The organism is Comamonas testosteroni (genome assembly GCF_000761245.1).
GTDB classification, from domain to species: domain Bacteria; phylum Pseudomonadota; class Gammaproteobacteria; order Burkholderiales; family Burkholderiaceae_C; genus Comamonas; species Comamonas testosteroni_C.
The window spans coordinates 67,867-86,253 of record NZ_AWOR01000047.1 but is presented as its reverse complement, the minus strand read 5'-3'; the positions used below and the strand labels follow the sequence as shown (position 1 = coordinate 86,253).

The following is an 18,387-nucleotide window of genomic DNA, read 5'->3' as shown; positions in this document are numbered from 1 at the left end:
AGGGGGTTAACGGCCAACGGCCTGGATCACGCTGTCAAAAATGCCCTGGGCCACCTGCAGCATCTTGGCCGAGGCCTGGTAGGACTGCTGGTACTGCAGCAACTTGGCTGCTTCCTCGTCCAGATTGACGCTGGACACCGCGGTGCGATCACCTTCCAGATTCTTGGCAATCGAGTCGGACAGCTTGGCCGCATAGGCCGCGCTTTGCGTGCGCGTGCCGATCTGCGCCATGGCGGTGGAAAAACCGTCGCTGAGCGTGGTCGCGCCATCGAAGATCACGGCGTCGCGAAGCGACAGAAAGGAGCTGGCGTTGCCCGTGTCCGAGCTGTAGAAGCTGTTGGGGCCGAAGCTCACGGTATCGCTGGTGGTGCCATCCACCGCAGGCGTTCCGGTGAGCGTCACCTTGAGCCCCGGAGCCAGCTCGATGGCCTGTCCGGAGATATAGGCGCCTGTTGCAGCCACGCCGCTGGGGGTCGGAGTGATGGTATAGGTCATCCCGCCCGCCCCATCGGGTGCGAAAGACAGGGTGGTGCCCGCGGGGAAGGTAGAGGCATCGAAGCCTTTTTCCACCTTCAGGCTGGACATGCGGACGGCAGCATCGCCCAGCGAGTTGATCTTGGCCGACACCGGATTGGCCACCGCCAGATCGTTGCCGGAATGCACCATGGTCTGAATATCGTGCGCCGCCGATGCCACAGGACTGAACAGCACCGACTGGCCGGCCTGGCCATCGTTCTTGAGATCGAACTGCAGACCGTCAATCGTCATGCCGCGCAGATCCGTCAGATCGTTGAAGGCCGTGGTCTGGCCATCCGACAGACGCACTACCTTGCCCTTGGGCGCATCGTTGCCGAAAACGATCTTGTAATCCGACGCCTTGAGCGCGCTCGAGTCCTTGACCGTGACCGTGGGCGTATCGGGCTGTACCCATTGAGCCCCCGTGGTGGAGCCCGTGGTCGTCATCGGAATATTGAACAGCGCCCCGCCCTTCTGCCCCGACAAGGTCAGGCCCAGCTGGTTCTGCGTATTGAGCGTATCGCCGATCGAGATCACCATGCGCCCCAGCAGATTGCGCCCTTCGCTCAGATCGTTGTTCTGAAACTGCAGCAAACCGGCAATCTCGCCACCGCCGGCCATGGCCGGAGTCAGCTCCACGGGCTGCCCGCCCTGCTGCTGAAAATACAGGCTCATCTTGCCGCTGCCGGGGTACTGCGTGGACTCCTGCAGGCTGAGCTTGGCCGCGCTCTGCCCCAGCACCAGCGGCTGGCTGCCGCCCACGAACAGGCTGATGGAGCCATCGCCGGCGTCGACCTGGGAGGTCTGCACGTATTTGTTGATGTCGCGCACAAGTTGGTCGCGCTGATCGAGCAAGTCATTGGGCGTATGACCCGTGGCGATGGCGCTGCTGATCTGGCCATTGAGCGCAGCCACCTGTTGGGACAGGCTGTTGACCACATTCACGTCATTGCTCATCTGCTGGCGCGTGCTGTAGTCCATCTCGTCGAGCTGGGCCGAAGCCGAGCGAAAGCGCGCAGCCAACTCGCTCATGCGCGTCAGCACCACCTGGCGTGCCGAAGAGTCGGTAGGCGCGCTGCTGACATCGGCAAACGCATTCATCATGTCGTTGATGGCCGCGCCCAGGCCATTGGTTCCGCCAGAGAACACTTCCTGCAACTGGTTGAGCGAGTTCGAACGCGCGGAGTCAGCAGCGCTGGCGGCGGTGGCCGCCGTGGCCTGACGGTTGAGCAGCTCGCTGAAGTTGCGCAAGATGGTCGCCACATCGGAGCCATTGCCGATATAGCCATTGCCGATGTTCTGGCCCGCCGAGGTCTGAAAGGCCACGCTCTGGCGCGAATAGCCGGCGGTGTTGACGTTGGCGATGTTGTGCCCTGTGGTTTGCAGGGCGATCTGGTTGGCCATCAGGGCGCGCGCGCCCACGTTCAGAAGACTCATGACTGGTTCTCGGTGATCTTGTTGATCTGGGCTGCACGGGCGCTGGCGCCCAGACGGCTTGCGACATTGGCGCTGCTGTTGCCGGCGCTGGCGACTGTGACCTGAGCCACGCTCTGGATGGCGCGACTGAGCTTTTGCGCATAGGCAGGATCGGTGGCGTAGCCGGCCTTTTGCAACTCGCTGGCATAGGCCTGGGCAGAGCCGGTCTGTGCCATGGCTTTTTCGTAGCGCGGATTGCTGCCGATCAGACGTGCGTAGTCGCGGAAGGACTCCTCGTAGGAGTCATAGGCGCGGAACTTGGCCGTCACCTTCTTGGGCGCGCCATTGATGTATTCGGTGGTCGTGACTTCGGCAACCTTGCCCGTCCAGCTGCCACCGGCCTTGATGCCGAACAGATTGAACGAGTTGCTGCCGTCCTTGTTGCGGATCTCGCTCCTGCCCCAGCCCGTCTCATGCCCGGCCTGGCCGATCATGTAGTGGGCCGGGATACCGCTCTCGCTGGCCACACGCTGGGCCGCGCCGGTGTGCGCCGTGACGAAGTTGTCGCGCCCCTTGGGAGCCGGTGCATAGGCATTGATCGTTTGCGCAGCCTGGCTGCGGCTGCCGCTCCAGGCGCCGTTGCTGCCCACATTGCGCCAGGCATTGCGGCTCAGGCTCAGTGTGGAAGGCACGGCAATTTCGGCCTCCTCGGCGGCGTCGACTCCCATGCTGCGCGCCAGCTGCTTGCTGATGGCATCGGTGAGACCGCCGGGCTGTCCCGCCATGGCCACCGAGAGCTGCTGATCCAGCAGGTCGGTGCTGAGATTGCCCTGCGCGCTGTCGAGCAGACCGGACTTCATGGTCGCCTCGCGCATGCTCTTGATCATCTCGCGCATGAACAGCGACTCGAGCTGCTTGGCGGTCTCGCGTGCGGCCTGGGGGCTGTTCTCGCCGGCCGCCGTCTTGAGCGCATTGAGCGAACGTGCATCGACAGCCAGCGCATTGCTGGCCGCCAGCGATGAAGAATGGGACAGCGACGTGCTCATATCACCTCCAGCTCCGCGTCCATGGCGCCTGCGGCCTTGATGGCCTGCAGGATGGCCAGCAGGTCCTGCGGCGTGGCGCCCAGTGAGTTCAGCGCCCGCACCACATCGGTGAGCTGGGGCGAATTGGGCATGTTGATGACCTTGCCGGGCTCCTGCTTGACCTGGATATCGGACCTCTGCGCCACCACGGTCTGCCCTTGCGAGAACGGTGCGGGCTGGCTGATGACCGGCGTGGTGCTGATGGTGATGGACAGGTTGCCGTGCGCAATGGCGCAGGGACCCAGGGTCACCGCCTGATTGAGCACGATGGAGCCGGTGCGGGCATTGATGACCACCTTGGCCGCCGGCTTGGAGGTCTCGATGGGCATCTCCTGAATCTCGGCGATCATGCGCACGCGCGAGCCCGGATCGATGGGGGCATTGACCTGCACCGTGCGGCCGTCCAATGCCATGGCCGTGCCCGCGCCCATGCGCTGGTTGATGGCGCGCACCATCTTGTCGGCGGTCTGGAAATCGGTCTGATTCAGGCCCAACGTGATCGTGTTGCCCTGGTTGACGGGAGTGGGCACTGCACGCTCGACCTGCGCGCCCTGCGGCACGCGGCCCGCGTTCAGGTGATTGACCTGCACCTTGGATCCGCCGGCCGCAGCCCCGGCTCCGCCGACCACCACATTGCCCTGGGCCAGAGCGTAGATTTCGCCGTCCGCGCCGCGCAGCGGTGTCGCCACCAGCGTGCCACCCTTGAGCGACTTGGCGTTGCCCATGGAGGAGACATTGATGTCGATGGCCTGGCCGGGCTGTGCGAAGGCCGGCAGCTCGGCCGTGATGATCACCGCCGCCACATTCTTGAGCTGCAGCTGGGCCGCATTGCCCGAGGCCGGCAGGGCGATGCCCATCTGCTCAAGGTAATTGGCCAGCGCCTGCTTGGTGTAGGGCATCTGTGTGGTCTGGTCGCCCGTGCCATCGAGGCCGACCACCAGACCGTAGCCTGTCAACTGGTTGCTGCGCACGCCCTGGATGGCGGCAACCTCCTTGATGCGTGTTGCATGCGCAGGCAGGGTGAGCCCGCTGGCGCCAAGGGCTGCGACCACCAGCAAGGCGGTGTGCGCAGGGCGCAGTGACAGGAGCGTGGACAGTACTTTCATACTGCCCATTCTCGGAAGAATCAGAACGGCATAACGTTCAAAAAGAACCGGGACAACCAGCCAATTGACTGGGCTTCACCGGCCTGGCCACGGCTGCGCGATTCGACACGCAGATTGGCCACCTGGGTCGATGCCACGGTGCTGCCAGGACGCAGCGAGCGCGGGTCCACCGTGCCCGTGAAACGCAGCACATCGACGTTATGGTTCACGCCGATCTGCTTCTCGCCGGCAATCACCAGATGGCCGTTGGGCAGCACATCGACCACGGTGGTGGCAATCGAGCCCGTGAAGGTGTTGTTGCTGCTGGTGGCACCCGAGCCCTTGAAGTCGTTCTTGCTCTCGGCCCCCAGGGTGAGCGCATCGGCAACCGTCTTCTCGGCGCCGCCCCTGAGCAGCGGCAGCGAGGTGATGCCCGTGCTCAGCTCGTTGGCTCGCCCGACCTTGGAGTCCGTGCTCTGGCTGGCCGAAACGCGCTCCACGATCTGCACCGTCACCGAGTCGCCCACCATGCGGGCGCGCTGATCCTCAAACATGGGGCGGTAACGGCTGGCATTGAACAGGCTGCCGGTGGGATTCTGGGCCGTCTGCTCGCGCGGCTGCAGCACGGGAGGCGCCGTCGAGGGCATGTCCACGGGCGGCGGCGGATTGAGCGTGACGCAACCCGACACCAGCAGGGCCCCGGCGAGGGCACAGAGCGGCGGGCAATGGGAAACAATGGCTTTGAACATGGCGGCAAGTCCTTGGCAGTCAGGCGCTTCACCCTTGTGCCCTGCGTGCGTGAGGCACGCTATTGAAATCAGAGCTTTTATCGCTTGCCATATATGGAAATCAGCATTAAAACAATCTAAAAACCACACACATAAAGCGTAATATGCTCCTCAATATATAGTGATCAATCAGAGCTGTGCCAGCTTGGCCAGCATCTGGTCGGAAGTCTGGATCGCCTTGGAATTCATTTCGTAGGCGCGCTGGGTCTGGATCATGGTCACCAGCTCCTGGACCACGTTCACGTTCGAGGCTTCCAGATAGCCCTGCTGAATCGTGCCCAGACCGTTGGTGCCGGGCGTGCCCTGCTGGGGCTGGCCCGAGGAGGCGGTCTCGACGTAGAGGTTCTGGCCGCGCGGCTCCAGGCCTGCGGCATTGATGAACTGGCTCATTGCGATATTGCCCACCTGCTGCGGCGCGGCCTGGCCAGGCATGGTGACGCTGACCACGCCGTCATGACTGATCGACACCTTGGTCGCGCCCTGCGGGATGGTGATGCCGTTGGCCACGGGCAGGCCGCTGGACGTTACCAGCTGACCCTGGGAATCGACCTCGAACGAGCCGTCGCGGGTATAGGCAATCGTGCCGTCGGGCATGTTGACTTCGAAGAAGCCGTTGCCGTTGATGGCCACATCCAGCGCATTGCTCGATTGCTGCAGGCTGCCCTGCAGAAAGTTGCGGCTGGTGGCCACGGTGCGCACGCCCAGGCCCAGGTGCAGGCCTGTGGGCAGTTGATTTTGCTCGGTGGTCTGCGAACCCGACTGGCGCAGGTTCTGATAGATCAGATCCTCGAAGACCGCATTCGCGCGCTTGTAGCCCGTGGTGGAGACGTTGGCCAGATTGTGCGAGATCACGTCCAGCTGCGTCTGCTGGGCTTCCATGCCGGTCTTGGCAATGAACAGCGAATTGATCATGACGTATTCCTTTGGCTATCAGCCGTTCATGCTCAGCAGCTGGCTGGCGGATTTATCGTTGGTTTCTGCGGTCTGCAGCAGCTTCATCTGCTGCTCGAACTGGCGCGAGGCCGCGATCATGCCGACCATGGTTTCGACGGAGTTCACGTTCGAGCCTTCGATCGAGCCCGACAGCAGGCGCGCCGTCTCGTCGTTGGGCAGTGCATCGCCCTGGGCTGCGCGGAAAAAGCCGTCATCTCCGCGCACCAGCGGCTCGTCGACGGGCGGCGTGACTAGCTTGACGCGTCCCACGGCCACAGGCAGCTGATTGCCCATCTTGGCGGTCAGCGTGCCGTCCGAGCCCAGGGAAATCGTGGACTCGGGCGGGATATCGATGGGCGCGCCGCCGTCGGAGAGCACGGCCTGGCCGTTGCTGTTGACCAGCTGCCCTTCGGGCGAGATCTCGAACACGCCGTTGCGCGTGTAGGCTTCCTGGCCATCGAGCCCCTGCACGGCAAACCAGGCGCGCCCCATGGCCATGGCGTCCAGCGCACGGCCGGTGCGCTGGGCAGGGCCGGGGGTGTCCTGATAGCCGGAGGTGGCCTCCAGCGCAAACACGCGCGTGCCGGCTCCCGTGCCCTGCAGCGGCACCGAACGGAAGGTGGACATCTCGGCCCTGAAGCCGTTGGTGCCCGCATTGGCCAGGTTGTGAGCCAGCACGGCCTGACGCTGGGCTGCCGCATTGGCCCCAGTCATCGACGTATAAATGATTTTGTCCATGCTGACCTTCCTTCCGTCAAATCAATCGCCTCTGCAGCCCCGGCGCAAAGCGCCTCAGGGGCTTAGCTGTTATCGCAAGTTCACCAGGGTGGAGAACACCTGATCCTGCGTCTTGATGGTCTGGGCGTTGGCCTGATAGGAGCGTTGCGCCGTCATCATGTTGACCAGCTCGGCTGTCAGGTCCACGTTGGACTCTTCAAGCGCGCCCGACTGCAGCGAGCCGAAGGTGCCGGTCTGGGCCGAACCATTGAGCGCGGGGCCGGAATCGGAGGTGGCCACCCATTTGTTGTTGCCGATGGAGCCCAGGCCCTGGGTATTGGTAAAGGCCGCCAGAGCGATCTGGCCTTCGGTGCGCGTGACGCCGTTGGAGTAGGAGGCCACGATGGAGCCGTCGCGGCCCACATTGATGCCGGTCAGTGCGCCCGAGGTATAGCCATCTTGCTTGAGGCTGCTGACGGCAAACTTGGTACCAAACTGGGTCAGACCGCCGAAATCGAACGCGACATCGAAGGGCTGCAGGCCGTTGGGATTGGCCGTGCCGCCGCTGACGCTCAGATTCAGCGTAGTGCCCGAACCTGTGGTCGGTGCATTGGGGGTGACGCTGGTGAGCTTGCCGCTCGCGTCGAACACGGCTTTGCCGATGGGCGTGGCCGTGGCATCGAGCGAGTCGAAGACATTCCAGGTGTTGCCTGTGGCATCTTTCTCGAAATACAGATTGACCGGGATCGCCGTGCCCTGGGTGTCATACACATTCAGCGAGGTGCCATAGGTGGCCCGCGGCGTGGCTGCAACAGGAGGAGTGGCTGTAGCGTCGCCGGCGGCCGCCGTGGCGCGTGCATCCAGATTCAGCTCCACATTCACCTTGGATGTCTGCTTGGCGGGAATCGGCTGCCCTGTGGGAAAGCTCATCGGCACAGGCGTGGCACCCGACTGGATCTTGCCGGTCGAAGGATCCACCACATAGCCCATGACATTGTCGTTGTCCACGGTCTTGAGGTTGCCCTCCTTGTCCAGGCCGAAGTTGCCGGCGCGTGTGTAGGCGATGCTGCCGTCGCTTTGCTTGACGACGAAAAAGCCGTTGCCGTTGATGGCGATGTCCAGGTTGTTGCCCGTCGAGGTGATGGGGCCCTGCCTGAACTGCTGGGACACGGAGGCAATGTTGACGCCAATGCCGCTGCTCTGGCCGCTGGCCGAGCCGATGGCGCTGGCGACCATCTCGGCAAAGTCAGCGCGCGAGGCCTTGAAGCCCGTGGTGTTGGAGTTGGCGATGTTGTGGCCGATGACGTCCAGATTCTTGCTGGCGGCGTTCAAGCCCGAGAGACCTTGTTGAAAACCCATGATGTGCTCCTCAATCAGTAAACGGCCTTGATGCCGGAATAAGCCACGCTGTCGCCGTTATCGAGCTCCAGTGACAGCGCGCCGTTGGCAGAACTGGCTGCGATCACGGCATGGGGCGCCAGCGGTGTGGATGCCACGGCGGTCGCTCCATTGGTGGCGACCACGCTGTAGCGCAGTTGCGAGGCGTCGCCGCTGTATTTGTCCTTGCCTTCCCAGGTGAAGTAGTTGCGACCGGCCGCGCCGGCGCCCAGATCGATGGTGTCCACCAGCTCGCCGCTGGCCGTGGTGATCTGGATCTTGACGCTGGCCGCCTGGTTTTCCAGATCGAAGGCCGCGGTATGCGTGCCGTCGGCCGCCACGCCCAGGGTGTTGCCCTCGGTCAGCACCGTGCGGCCGATCATGGAAGTGCCTTGCAGCACCTGCATGGCGGAGAACTGGCTGGACATGGAGGCCATGGTCTGGTTCAGCTGCTGAATGCCAGTCACGGTGTTGATCTGCGCCATCTGCGAGGTCATTTCCGCGTTGTCCATGGGATTCATGGGGTCCTGATTGTTGAGCTGGGCCACCAGCAGCTTGAGGAAACGGTCCTGGGCCTCGTTGGGGTTGGTTACCGAGTTCTTGGTATTGCTGGTGGTGTTGGTCGTGGTGCCGTCCACGCTGCTTGCGCCGTAGATCATGTGTGTGTTCCCGGGCTTACTGGCCCATTTGCAGAGTCTTGAGCAGCAGCGTCTTGGCCGTGTTCATGACTTCCACGTTGTTCTGATAGGAGCGCGAGGCCGAGATCATGTTGACCATCTCGTCCACGGCGCTCACGTTGGAGTGAGTGACATAGCCCTCGCCATCGGCCAGCGGATTGCTGGGGTCGTGGATGCGGCGCCCGGGCGTGTTGTCCTCGCTGATGGCATTGACCTTGACGCCCGCGCTGCCGTCATTGCCCATGGGCACGGTCTGGAACACGACCTGGCGCGCCTTGTAGACGCTGCCGTCGGGACCAGCCACGGCATCGACGTTGGCCAGATTGGAGGCCACCACGTTCAGACGCTGGGACTGGGCGCTGACCGCGCTGCCCGAGATATTGAAGATGGAAAACATGGACATGGTTTAGCTCCTGGGCTTACTGGCCTTGAATGGCGCTGAGCATGGTCTTGGCCTGGCCGTTGATGAAGCGCAGCGTGGCTTCGTAGCGCACGGAGTTGTCGACAAAGTTGGCGCGCTCGCGATCCAGGTCCACGGTGTTGTTGTCCAGACTGGGCTGGGAATTGACCGAATAGCCGAGCTTGGCCTTGAGCGCCTCGTCCGACATCTGCGCCTGCAGCGGGATATGGCCTGCCGTCGTGACACCGGCCTGGGTCAGGGGCTTGGGCCCGCTGGTCGCGGCCATCAAGGCTTCACGGAAGTTGAAGTCGCGCGCCACATAGCCGGGGGTGTCGGCGTTGGCGATATTGCTGGCAATGGCACGCTGGCGCTCGGCGCGCAAGAGCAGCGCCTCGCTTTGGAAATCCAGTCGTTCGGTCATTTTGTTCAGCATTGCGGCCTCGCTTTCAGAATTCGGGGATGCCGGAGCCCACGGACTGCGGCATGCGAGGATTATGAAAATCGGCAGCGCAAACTAAAGCGCGAAGAAAGCGGTATTGCGCTGGCACTTCAAGCCATTGCGCAAGCCATGTCGCGCCTATATTTGCCAGCATCGCCTGCAGCCCTGTGTCTGCGGATACTTCAAAGGATTGATGCATGTCTGGCCGCTTTTCCCTGTTTCTGCGCCTTCGCCCCTTTCAAGGCCTGGCTGCGGCATGGGGCCTGGGCGCGCTGCTGCTGACGGCTGGCGCACAGGCCCAGGATGGCGCGGCGCAGCTCAGCCAGATCGGACAGCGCTTTGTCGATGCCGCTTTGCACCAGCCATCGGCAGAGACCGTGCAGGCCGGCAACGGCATGGCTTTGCGCATGGAGGTCCAGATGGGCCAGCTGGACTCGCGTCTGCGACTGGCAGCCTGCGCCAAGGTCGAGCCCTATCTGCCTGCGGGCAGCCGCCTCTGGGGTCGCACCCGGCTGGGCCTGCGCTGCGTGCAGGGCAGCGTGCCCTGGAATGTGTTCCTTCCCATCACCGTGCGCGCCTATGGCCCGGCCTGGGTAGCACAAGGCAATATTCCCGCCGGCAAGACCTTGAGCGCCGAGGACGCCGTCCCCGCAGAAGTGGACTGGGCCGAGGACAGCGCTCCCGTCTTCGCCAATGCCCAGGATTTCATCGGCATGGTCGCGGCGCGTGCGCTGACATCGGGTCAGGCTCTGCGCCAGAACATGGTGCGCCCGCCGGCCCTGTTCACTGCGGGATCGCCCGTACAGGTGATGGTCAACGGTGGCGGCTTCAGCGTTGCCGGCTCGGGCAAGGCGATGACTGCCGCCGGAGAAGGCCAACAGGTACGGGTTCGCATGGATAATGGCCGCCTTGTCACAGGAACGGTCAATGCCAGTGGCGTGGTTCTGGTTCAATAACAAGAGAGTGCATACTCACTTTAAAGACCATGCCAAATATTCCTCAAGTTTTACGCGCCCTTGTCGAAAGCAAGGCTACAGCGCCCTACGCCGATACAGGGCGATTGGAGAACCAGCATGAAGATAGGCAATAAGCCGGACCTGCAGCAGACCGCTGCAGCCGCCAAGCAGGCCCCGAAATCCGCAACCACGGTTGCCACCGAAGAATCGACCAAAGGCTTGTCCGAGCGCGCCGCCGGTGTGCCCGTGTCCTTTTCGTCCTCGGCCCGCGCCCTGGACAGCCAAAGCCGCACCAACACCGACTTTGATGCCGATCGCGTCAAGGCCATGCGCGAAGCCATTGCCAATGGCAGCTTCCGCGTCAACGCCGAGGCCGTGGCAGACAAGCTGCTGGCCAATACCGAAGAATTCCTGGTTCACGCCCGCGCCTGAACTCCCGAACAGAGGCTGACCCGATGACCTTGCAGGAAATGCTCGATTCGCTGGATGCGGTGATTCAGACCGTTTCGGCATCGCTGCAGTCACCGGACGCATCCGCCCTGGAACAGTCCAGCACCCGCCTGCGTGACGCCATGGTGGCGTTCTCCCAGCTCGTGAAGCGCTTCTCGGCCGACGACTGGACGCCTGCGCTGCGCGAGCGTGCACAGAATCTGGATCGCGAAATCTCCCTGGTTCGCGACCAGCTGGCGCGGCTTTCCGTGCTCAACCAGCGCCGCACCAAGGCCCTGGTGCCGGCTGCCGAAGACAGCACCTACGAAAGCAGCCTGCGCGGCGCATCGCAGACGGGCCGCGCACGCATCTATCACGCAGCCAGCTAGGCACGAGTCGGCAGCTCCAGCAAAAAGGCGGGCCAGAGGCCCGCCTTTGCTTTCTTCCGCAGGCCTTAGTGCTCGCCCTTGGCGATCTTCACCGGCCGCCAGGCCCAGACACCATAGGCGCGCGTCAGACCTTCGGGCAAGGGGTCTGGAGCCACCACCACCTCGATGATGCGGGCGTTCGGCAGCTCTTCCTCACGAATCCACGGGCTGTACTGCAGATTGCGCTCCACATAGACGCGCGGACGCTCGGGCAGCTCCATGGCAATACGCCCGGCCAGCGCCTGTGGGCCGATGATGATGTCCACAGGACCGCCCAGAGCCTGATGCGCCGCTGGCGCCAGACCTTCCACGATCTTGTCCACGGGGATATGGTTCTGATGGGTGCTCTTGTAGCCCGAAAGCCCCATGGGCGAGGCCAGCCAGAACTGCAGCAGCAGCAGCGCCTGCAAGACCCCGAACATCAGCCAGGCGGCACGCATGTCCCCGGCTGCGCCCCAGCTCCGCGGCGAGCGCGCCCACTCCATGACGGCCGGCACGCACAGGAACATGAAGGCCGTACCCCATTGCAGGTGCAGATAGGAGCCGGTAAACAGGCACAGCACCAACATGGCCAGCAGCGGCACCAGCCCCCAGAGCAGCCAGAACTCGCGCAGCATCCTGTCCGCGGCGACCGGCGTAACATTTGCCGGCGCAGTCTGCTCTCCAGTTTTGCCCGCCCTGCGGCGCCCCCACCAGAGAGCCACACCGAGCACGATCCAGGCCGGCATGCAGCGGTTGAAGATCCAGTCCACCGCAAACTTCCATGACATATTGATGCGGGCGGCCGTATCCAGGTGCAGGCCCAGGGAAGTACGCTCGGCGTAATGCATGGGCATCCAGTCATGGGTGCTCAGCCAGTACAGATGAGGAGACAGCACCAGCAGGCCGATCACCGTCGCCAGCGCTGCCCCTTTGACATGCACCGGATTCCTCCAGGCGCCAATGCGCAGCCACCACAGGCCTATCACGCCCAACGCCAGCACATATTGATATTTGCTGAGCATGCCCAGGCCCGAGACCAGGCCCAGCCAGGCCCAGCCCGCCAGGGATGGCTTCTGCGAGACATGCCAGGTCAGTGCCGCGGCCAGCGAGATCCACAGCATCATCACGACGTTGTGGTTGTAGTAATAGAGCCGCCCGCAGTAGAAGGTGATGCTCAGCGCCGCCAGCAGACCCACGGTCGCATAGGCCTGGCCCCGCATATCGCACAGCAGCTTCCAGAAAATCGCCAATGAACCCAGCGTGATCACACCGCCCAGCACATAGGTCAGCCCTATGGACGGACCAAAGACGGCCGCAGAAGCGGCCATGATCCAGGTCGGCATCGGCGGATGCTTGAAATAGCCCAGCTCCAGCGAGTGAATCCAGATCAGCTGCTCTACATTGTCTCCGGGCGCGGCCAGGGCCGTCACCCAGTGAATGGCCAGCCAGATCACGCCGTACACCGCAAGCAAGGCGGCAACGGCACGGCCGGTAAGAACAAGAGATTCGCGTGGGACAGCGGTCATCAGACGATCAGGGAAATAAAGGAGCGGGGGCAGCATTGCCTAGGGGCGTGAGTATAGCGACGGCCCTTTTGAGGCGACACGAACCGTGACCGGCTCCAGCAAGCAGTTACAGACTTGCGCGAAAATCCTGCCCATGACCGATCTTCATGCCGAATATGCACCTGCAGCCCCGCCAGCACAATTGCCGCGTCAGCCGCTGAGGCTGAGCTGCGTGGTGCCGGCCTATAACGAACAAGCCAATCTCGAGGGCTTTTTGCGTGCGTTGGCCGAGACGGTGCGGGCTTTGACTCCTGATTTCGAGATCGTGGTGGTCAACGACGGCAGCCGTGACGCCACGCATGAGTTGAGCCTGCGTCTGGCGCAGGAGCTTCCGCTGCGCTATCTGGCCTTGTCGCGCAACTATGGCAAGGAAGCCGCCCTGTCTGCCGGCATAGATCACGCCCGAGGCAACGCCGTGCTGCTGATCGACGCCGATTTCCAGCATCCGCTGGAGATGCTTGGCGAAATGCACGGGCTGTGGCAAGCGGGTTACGAGATGGTCTACGGCGTGATTGCCGACCGCGGCGCAGAAAGTGGCGCCAAGCGCATGGGCACCCAACTGTTCTACCGTGTGATGAACTCGGGCAGCTCGGTCAAGATGCCGCCGAACGCAGGCGACTTCCGCTGGATGGACCGCAAGGTCGTCGATGCCCTCAAGGCCTTGCCTGAAAACAACCGCTTCATGAAGGGTCTGTACGCCTGGGTCGGCTTCAAGACTGCGGCCCTGCCCTTTGTCCCCAGGGACCGTGCGGCAGGCAACTCCAGCTTCAATCTGCGCCGCCTGGGATCGCTGGCGCTGCTGGGGCTGACCTCTTTTACCACCCTGCCCCTGCGCGTCTGGAGCATGGTGGGCGCCGGCATTTCCCTGCTGGCTCTGGCCTACGGCCTGTGGATTGCGGCAGAAGCCCTGTTCTTTGGCAACCCTTTGCGCGGCTGGCCCACGCTGGCTGCCAGCATCATGCTGTTTTCGGGCGTGCAGCTGCTGTCCATCGGCATTCTGGGCGAGTACATCGGCCGCATCTACGAAGAAGTCAAGCGTCGCCCCATTTACCTGGTGGCGCATGACGAAGACCGCAGCCCGCTGCGCGAGCCATCGTGATCGCGGACGCGCTGCAAAGACTGCGTCGCCTGCCGCAGCTGCTGCAGTTCGTGCTGGTGGGCGGCACGGCCGCTGCCACGCATCTGGCGGTAGTCGGCCTGCTGGTGTCACTCTCTGGCATGCCGCCGCTGTGGGCCAATGTGCTGGCGTTTCTGGTGGCTTTCGTGGTCAGCTACAACGGCCACGCCCTGCTCACTTTTTCCGCAGCTCAGGCCAGAGGCTGGCCGGTGGTGGCGAAATTCTTTGCCGTGGCCTGTCTTTCCTTTGTCGCCAATGAGCTGCTGTACTACATCGCCCTGAACTGGCTGCACTGGCATTACTTCTGGAGTCTGGCCGCCGTGCTGGTGCTGGTGGCCATAGGCACTTTTGTCATGAGCAAGTTCTGGGCCTTCAAGGCAGGCAGCGCCGCATGAATCACATGAAAAACACCCGCGCCATCCTGCTGTGCGCCGATGATTACGCCCTGCATCCGCTGGTGAACGACGCCGTGCAGCAGTTGGCGCTTGCTGGTCGTCTCTCGGCCACCAGCTGCATGACCACTTCGCCTCTGTGGCCGCAAGCCGCGCCGGCATTACGGGAGTTGCGCCCCCGGCTCTCGGTGGGTCTGCACTTCAACCTGACCGAAGACCATGGCGGACAGCATGACGCCCAGGCGCTGGGCAAGGTGCTGCGCCGGGCCTATGCACGGCAGATGCCGCAGGATCTGATGCGCAAGGCCTGGCGCGAACAGCTCGATGCTTTCGAGCGGGTCATGGGCACGGCCCCGGACTTCATCGACGGCCACCAGCATGTGCATCAGTTGCCCGGCCTGCGCGCCGCCATGCAGCAGGAACTCCAAGCCCGCTATGCCGCGCGCGAGATGCCCTGGGTGCGCTCCACAGCACCGGCCGCAGGCCTGTGGCGCAGCCCCAAGGCCGCCATCATTGCCTTGCTGGGCGGCTGGGCCACCACCCGGCGGCTGCGCCATGCAGACATCCCCATGAACCATGGCTTTGGCGGCGTCTATGGCTTTGATGCCCCCGACACGGCCAGCTACGGCCGGCAGATGGCCGCCTGGCTACCGCATATGGCGGCCGGCGGCCTGCTGATGTGCCACCCGGCCAGCGGCGTGGTGCAGGGCGACGCCATAGGCAGGCAGCGCCCCGTGGAGTTCGACTATCTGATGTCCGACGCCTTTGGCGAGCTGCTGCAGCGCACCGGCTGCCATATCCATCAGGGCCCCATCCAACTGGGCTAGGACTTCTGCGCCTGAGCCCGCATCTGGGTCACCGCACGCTCGAAGACGCGCCAGAAGGCCGCGTCCTGCGTGGTCGCAAAGTTGATGCGCATGCAGGTGCTGGAGCCCCGGCTGGCATGGAACATGGCGCCCGGGGCAATCATGTAGCCCTGATCCAGCAGCAGCTGGGTCAGCACCTCGGTATCCACACCGGTATCCACCCAGCCGAACATGCCCGCAGGCTCGGCCACAAAACGACAGCCGGCTGCCTGGGCCAGCGCCACGCTGCGCGTGCGCGCCTGGGCCAGATGCTGGCGCAGCCGCTCGGCATGCCGGCGCAACTGGCCTTGCTCCATGCACAGGGCCAGGGCCTGCTCCATGGGGGTCGGAGTGGACAGGGTGGACAGCAGCTTGGTGTCCAGCAGTCTCTCTACCAGCTCGGGCGGCGCCGCCAGGTAGCCCAGGCGCCAGTTGGGCACCAGCACCTTGGCAAAGCCGCTGATATAGATGCTGCGCTGCAGCCGGTCCAGCACCGACACGCGCGGTGCGTGATCGGCAGCGATATGGCAGTAGCTATCGTCCTCTACCACATAAAAGCCATGGCGCTGCGCCATCTGCAGCACCTCATGGGCGCTGGCCGCACTCAGGCTGTAGCCCGTGGGGTTGTGCAGCACGCTGACACTCACATAGAGCTTGGGGGCCATGGTCTCGCAATAACGCTGCATCACCGCCATGTCCGGCCCCTCGGGCCCACGCGGCACCGGCAGCACGCGCATGCCCATGGCGGCCAGGCGTGCATATTCCACGGCCCAGCCCGGCTCCTCCACCATTACCGGATCGCCGGGCTGCAGCAGGGCCCGGCTCACAATGTCCAGCGCCTGGGTCGCACCCAGGGTGGTGATGATCTGGCCCGGCCCTGCCGCGATGCCTATGCGCTGCAGGCGCCGCGCCAGCGCCTCGCGCAGCCGGCTGTCGCCCATGGGCTCGCCATAGCGCACCAGCGATTCGCGCAGCGCCTGGCCGCTGGTGACCTTGCGCATGGCCGCCACCAGAAAGCCGGCATCCAGCCATTCGGCGGGCAGCACACCGGCACCGGGCTGGGGTTTGCCGGCCACGCTCTCCACAAACATGCCGCGGATCAGCATGGTGGCGTTGATCCGCGTGCCTGGCGGGATGCCTACCGGGGTATTGACCGCTCCTTTATTAATAGCAAACTGCGATTTACCATCAGGCGTTTGAAGCGGATTGTGCACAATATCGCGCACATAAAAGCCGCGCTGCGGCCTGGCCTCGACCAGTCCCTGGGCCTGCAACAGGTCATAGGCGGCCACCACCGTGTAGGGGCTCACGCCTTGCTGGCGCGCGCATTCACGCACCGAGGGCAGACGCGCGCCTGCGGGCAGCAGTCTGGTTCGGATGCGCTCGGCCAGACGCTCGGCCAGTTGCTGGGTCAGGGTCAGGGCCGCCTGGCGGGACAGGGAGATGGACATGGTGATGTGCAGCGAACTGTATTGAAGCGAATACCAATACAGAAGCCATAATTGTGAGACTGTCTGTATAGGTACTGTAATGGTCTCAAGCGTATATTGAGTCCATCAACCTCTCTTGGCCGCCCTCCACTCAGGGCTATGGTCACGGTCTGCGGTCTCACCGACTGCAGACCAAACAGTCGCAATTGCCCGCCAGCCCACACAGGCAAACCGGCCGCGACACAATAAGCCCACCTGCTGGTGCATGGTTGCAGCGCTTTGTGCGTCGCAGCGATTGCATCCCGAGCCCCAAGCTCAGGCCGGCACATGCCCGACAATGGCGTGAGAATGCACACCGGCCAGCCCTGCCCGGGCTGGCAACGTAGAGATCGAGTACTGTTTTATGACAACCTGGACGCTGGCAGAACGTGCTGCCAAGATGAATTCCTCCGCCATCCGCGAGATCCTCAAGCTGACCGACCGCCCCGGCATCATCAGCATGGCTGGCGGCCTGCCCTCCCCCAAGGCCTTCCCTCTGGATGCGTTCACCGAAGCCTGCCAGACCGTGATGCAGCGTGACGGTGCCGCAGCCCTGCAGTACTCGACCACCGAGGGCTTCGCCCCGCTGCGTCAGGCGATTGCAGACTTCCTGCCCTGGAGCGTTGACCCCGAGCAGATCCTGATCACCACCGGCAGCCAGCAGGCGCTGGACCTGATCGGCAAGGTGTTCCTGGACAAGGGCAGCCGTCTGCTGGTTGAAAAGCCCACTTACCTCGGCGCCTTGCAGGCCTTCACCCCCATGGAACCCGTGGCCGTGGGCGTGGACAGCGATGACGAAGGCATGCTGATCGACGACTTTGTCAAGCAGATCGGCAGCGGCGCCGACAAGGCCCGCCTGGCCTATGTGCTGCCCAACTTCCAGAACCCCACCGGCCGCACCATGAGCGATGCGCGCCGCCAGGCCCTGGTCGACAAGGCCAGGGAACTGGACATTCCCCTGATCGAGGACAACCCCTACGGCGACCTCTGGTACGAGCAAGAGCCTCCCCTGCCCCTGGCTGCACGCAACCCCGAGGGCGTGATCTACATGGGCTCGTTCTCCAAGGTGCTGGCCCCGGGCCTGCGCATCGGCTTCATCGTCGCGCCCAAGTCCGTGTACGGCAAGCTGACCCAGGCCAAGCAGGCTGCCGATCTGCACACCCCCAGCTTCAACCAGCGCGTCGTGGCCGAAGTCATCAAGGACGGTTTCCTGGACCGCCATGTGCCCACCATCCGCGCCATGTACAAGGCCCAGCGCGATGTGATGCTGATGGCTCTGGAGCGCGAGATGGCCGGCCTCGACGTGAAGTGGACACGTCCTGTGGGCGGCATGTTCCTCTGGGTCAAGCTGCCTGCAGGCATGGACGCCCAGGCCCTGCTGGCCAAGGCGGTGGAGCGCAATATGGCTTTTGTGCCCGGCGCGCCCTTCTACGCCGGCGATGCACAGAACAACACACTGCGCCTGTCCTACGTGACGGTGTCTGCCGAGCAGATCAACGTCGGCGTCAAGTCTCTGGCTGAGGCCATCAAGGCCAGCCTCTGATCTGAAAGCTCCCCCTGAGGCGCTCCGCGCCTAGGCGGCCCCGCCTTCCCCCTCTCTCTTCGGGAGGGGGACGACGCCATCGCCGCAAGGCGGCGGGGCCACCTCGGCTCTTGCTCGGCGTCTCTGATACCCCATGGCATGTGCAATGCCTCATCAACCGGCCTGACACGAACCTCCGTGCAGCGCCGGTTTTTCTTTTTGCCGACAATCGCTGCCCATGTCTGCTCC

20 protein-coding genes are annotated in these 18,387 nt (G+C 63.8%); 7 read left to right on the top strand and 13 right to left on the bottom strand.

The genetic code is table 11. The annotated features are described in order from the left end of the window. Nucleotides 1-6: 6 nt before the first annotated feature. The 11 genes from flgK to P353_RS29220 form a co-directional block, all read right to left on the bottom strand. The gene (gene flgK / locus P353_RS13680; protein WP_034370186.1) at nt 7-1,953 is read right to left on the bottom strand and encodes a flagellar hook-associated protein FlgK; all 1,947 of its coding nucleotides are present in this window, start codon (nt 1,951-1,953) and stop codon (nt 7-9) included. Beyond that, nucleotides 1,950-2,978 carry a flagellar assembly peptidoglycan hydrolase FlgJ gene (flgJ, locus tag P353_RS13675; protein ID WP_034370182.1) on the bottom strand — a complete coding sequence of 343 codons (1,029 nt, stop codon included), beginning with the start codon at nt 2,976-2,978 and terminating at the stop codon, nt 1,950-1,952. Before flgJ ends, flgK begins: the two co-directional genes overlap by 4 nt. Next, on the bottom strand, nt 2,975-4,123 hold the full coding sequence (locus P353_RS13670; RefSeq protein WP_034370308.1) for a flagellar basal body P-ring protein FlgI: 1,149 nt from the start codon (nt 4,121-4,123) through the stop codon (nt 2,975-2,977). Before P353_RS13670 ends, flgJ begins: the two co-directional genes overlap by 4 nt. A gap of 20 nt (nt 4,124-4,143) precedes the next feature. After that, the gene (locus P353_RS13665; protein WP_051962279.1) at nt 4,144-4,851 is read right to left on the bottom strand and encodes a flagellar basal body L-ring protein FlgH; all 708 of its coding nucleotides are present in this window, start codon (nt 4,849-4,851) and stop codon (nt 4,144-4,146) included. 168 nt (nt 4,852-5,019) lie between these two features. Beyond that, on the bottom strand, nt 5,020-5,802 hold the full coding sequence (gene flgG, locus P353_RS13660; RefSeq protein WP_003059201.1) for a flagellar basal-body rod protein FlgG: 783 nt from the start codon (nt 5,800-5,802) through the stop codon (nt 5,020-5,022). Between the two features lie 18 nt (nt 5,803-5,820). Further along, nucleotides 5,821-6,561 (bottom strand): flagellar basal body rod protein FlgF, encoded by a 741-nt coding sequence (locus P353_RS13655; protein WP_034370180.1) that lies wholly within the window; start codon nt 6,559-6,561, stop codon nt 5,821-5,823. 69 nt (nt 6,562-6,630) lie between these two features. After that, nucleotides 6,631-7,899 (bottom strand): flagellar hook protein FlgE, encoded by a 1,269-nt coding sequence (gene flgE / locus P353_RS13650; RefSeq protein ID WP_034370177.1) that lies wholly within the window; start codon nt 7,897-7,899, stop codon nt 6,631-6,633. 14 nt (nt 7,900-7,913) lie between these two features. Further along, nucleotides 7,914-8,576, bottom strand: a complete 663-nt coding sequence (locus P353_RS13645; protein WP_034370174.1) for a flagellar hook assembly protein FlgD — start codon at nt 8,574-8,576, stop codon at nt 7,914-7,916. A 16-nt stretch (nt 8,577-8,592) separates the two neighbouring features. Continuing rightward, a complete protein-coding gene (gene flgC / locus P353_RS13640; RefSeq protein ID WP_003059205.1) occupies nt 8,593-8,997 on the bottom strand; it encodes a flagellar basal body rod protein FlgC in 405 nt (134 codons plus the stop codon). Nucleotides 8,998-9,013: 16 nt separating this feature from the next. Next, entirely contained in the window at nt 9,014-9,427 is a 414-nt protein-coding gene (gene flgB / locus P353_RS13635; RefSeq protein WP_034370172.1) for a flagellar basal body rod protein FlgB, read from the bottom strand. A gap of 13 nt (nt 9,428-9,440) precedes the next feature. Continuing rightward, nucleotides 9,441-9,632, bottom strand: a complete 192-nt coding sequence (locus P353_RS29220; RefSeq protein ID WP_157839593.1) for a hypothetical protein — start codon at nt 9,630-9,632, stop codon at nt 9,441-9,443. On the opposite strand from P353_RS29220, the gene flgA reads away from it, so the two are divergent. From flgA to P353_RS13620, 3 genes are all read left to right on the top strand, one after another. Continuing rightward, nucleotides 9,631-10,389, top strand: a complete 759-nt coding sequence (gene flgA, locus P353_RS13630; RefSeq protein ID WP_034370169.1) for a flagellar basal body P-ring formation chaperone FlgA — start codon at nt 9,631-9,633, stop codon at nt 10,387-10,389. The two genes, P353_RS29220 and flgA, sit on opposite strands and share 2 nt — an antisense overlap. 117 nt (nt 10,390-10,506) lie before the next feature. Next, nucleotides 10,507-10,821 carry a flagellar biosynthesis anti-sigma factor FlgM gene (flgM, locus tag P353_RS13625; protein WP_034370166.1) on the top strand — a complete coding sequence of 105 codons (315 nt, stop codon included), beginning with the start codon at nt 10,507-10,509 and terminating at the stop codon, nt 10,819-10,821. 23 nt (nt 10,822-10,844) lie between these two features. Continuing rightward, entirely contained in the window at nt 10,845-11,207 is a 363-nt protein-coding gene (locus P353_RS13620) for a hypothetical protein (protein ID WP_003065537.1), read from the top strand. Nucleotides 11,208-11,272: 65 nt separating this feature from the next. On the opposite strand, the gene P353_RS13615 is transcribed toward P353_RS13620, so the two are convergent. After that, nucleotides 11,273-12,754 (bottom strand): glycosyltransferase family 39 protein, encoded by a 1,482-nt coding sequence (locus tag P353_RS13615; protein WP_034370302.1) that lies wholly within the window; start codon nt 12,752-12,754, stop codon nt 11,273-11,275. Between the two features lie 133 nt (nt 12,755-12,887). On the opposite strand from P353_RS13615, the gene P353_RS13610 reads away from it, so the two are divergent. From P353_RS13610 to P353_RS13600, 3 genes are read left to right on the top strand one after another with little or no spacing between them, the layout of a single operon-like run. Beyond that, nucleotides 12,888-13,892 (top strand): glycosyltransferase family 2 protein, encoded by a 1,005-nt coding sequence (locus P353_RS13610; protein ID WP_034370163.1) that lies wholly within the window; start codon nt 12,888-12,890, stop codon nt 13,890-13,892. Next, the gene (locus P353_RS13605; protein ID WP_420093387.1) at nt 13,889-14,305 is read left to right on the top strand and encodes a GtrA family protein; all 417 of its coding nucleotides are present in this window, start codon (nt 13,889-13,891) and stop codon (nt 14,303-14,305) included. Before P353_RS13610 ends, P353_RS13605 begins: the two co-directional genes overlap by 4 nt. Then, a complete protein-coding gene (locus P353_RS13600; RefSeq protein WP_034370160.1) occupies nt 14,302-15,129 on the top strand; it encodes a ChbG/HpnK family deacetylase in 828 nt (275 codons plus the stop codon). The genes P353_RS13605 and P353_RS13600 overlap by 4 nt, the downstream gene beginning before the upstream one ends. Here the strand turns inward: P353_RS13600 and P353_RS13595 are convergent. Then, a complete protein-coding gene (locus P353_RS13595; protein WP_034370157.1) occupies nt 15,126-16,598 on the bottom strand; it encodes a PLP-dependent aminotransferase family protein in 1,473 nt (490 codons plus the stop codon). The two genes, P353_RS13600 and P353_RS13595, sit on opposite strands and share 4 nt — an antisense overlap. A 382-nt stretch (nt 16,599-16,980) precedes the next feature. Between P353_RS13595 and P353_RS13590 the strand changes: the two genes are divergently transcribed. Beyond that, complete coding sequence (locus P353_RS13590; RefSeq protein ID WP_034370154.1) at nt 16,981-18,159, top strand: PLP-dependent aminotransferase family protein; 1,179 nt, start codon at nt 16,981-16,983, stop codon at nt 18,157-18,159. The last annotated feature ends 228 nt before the right edge of the window (nt 18,160-18,387 follow it).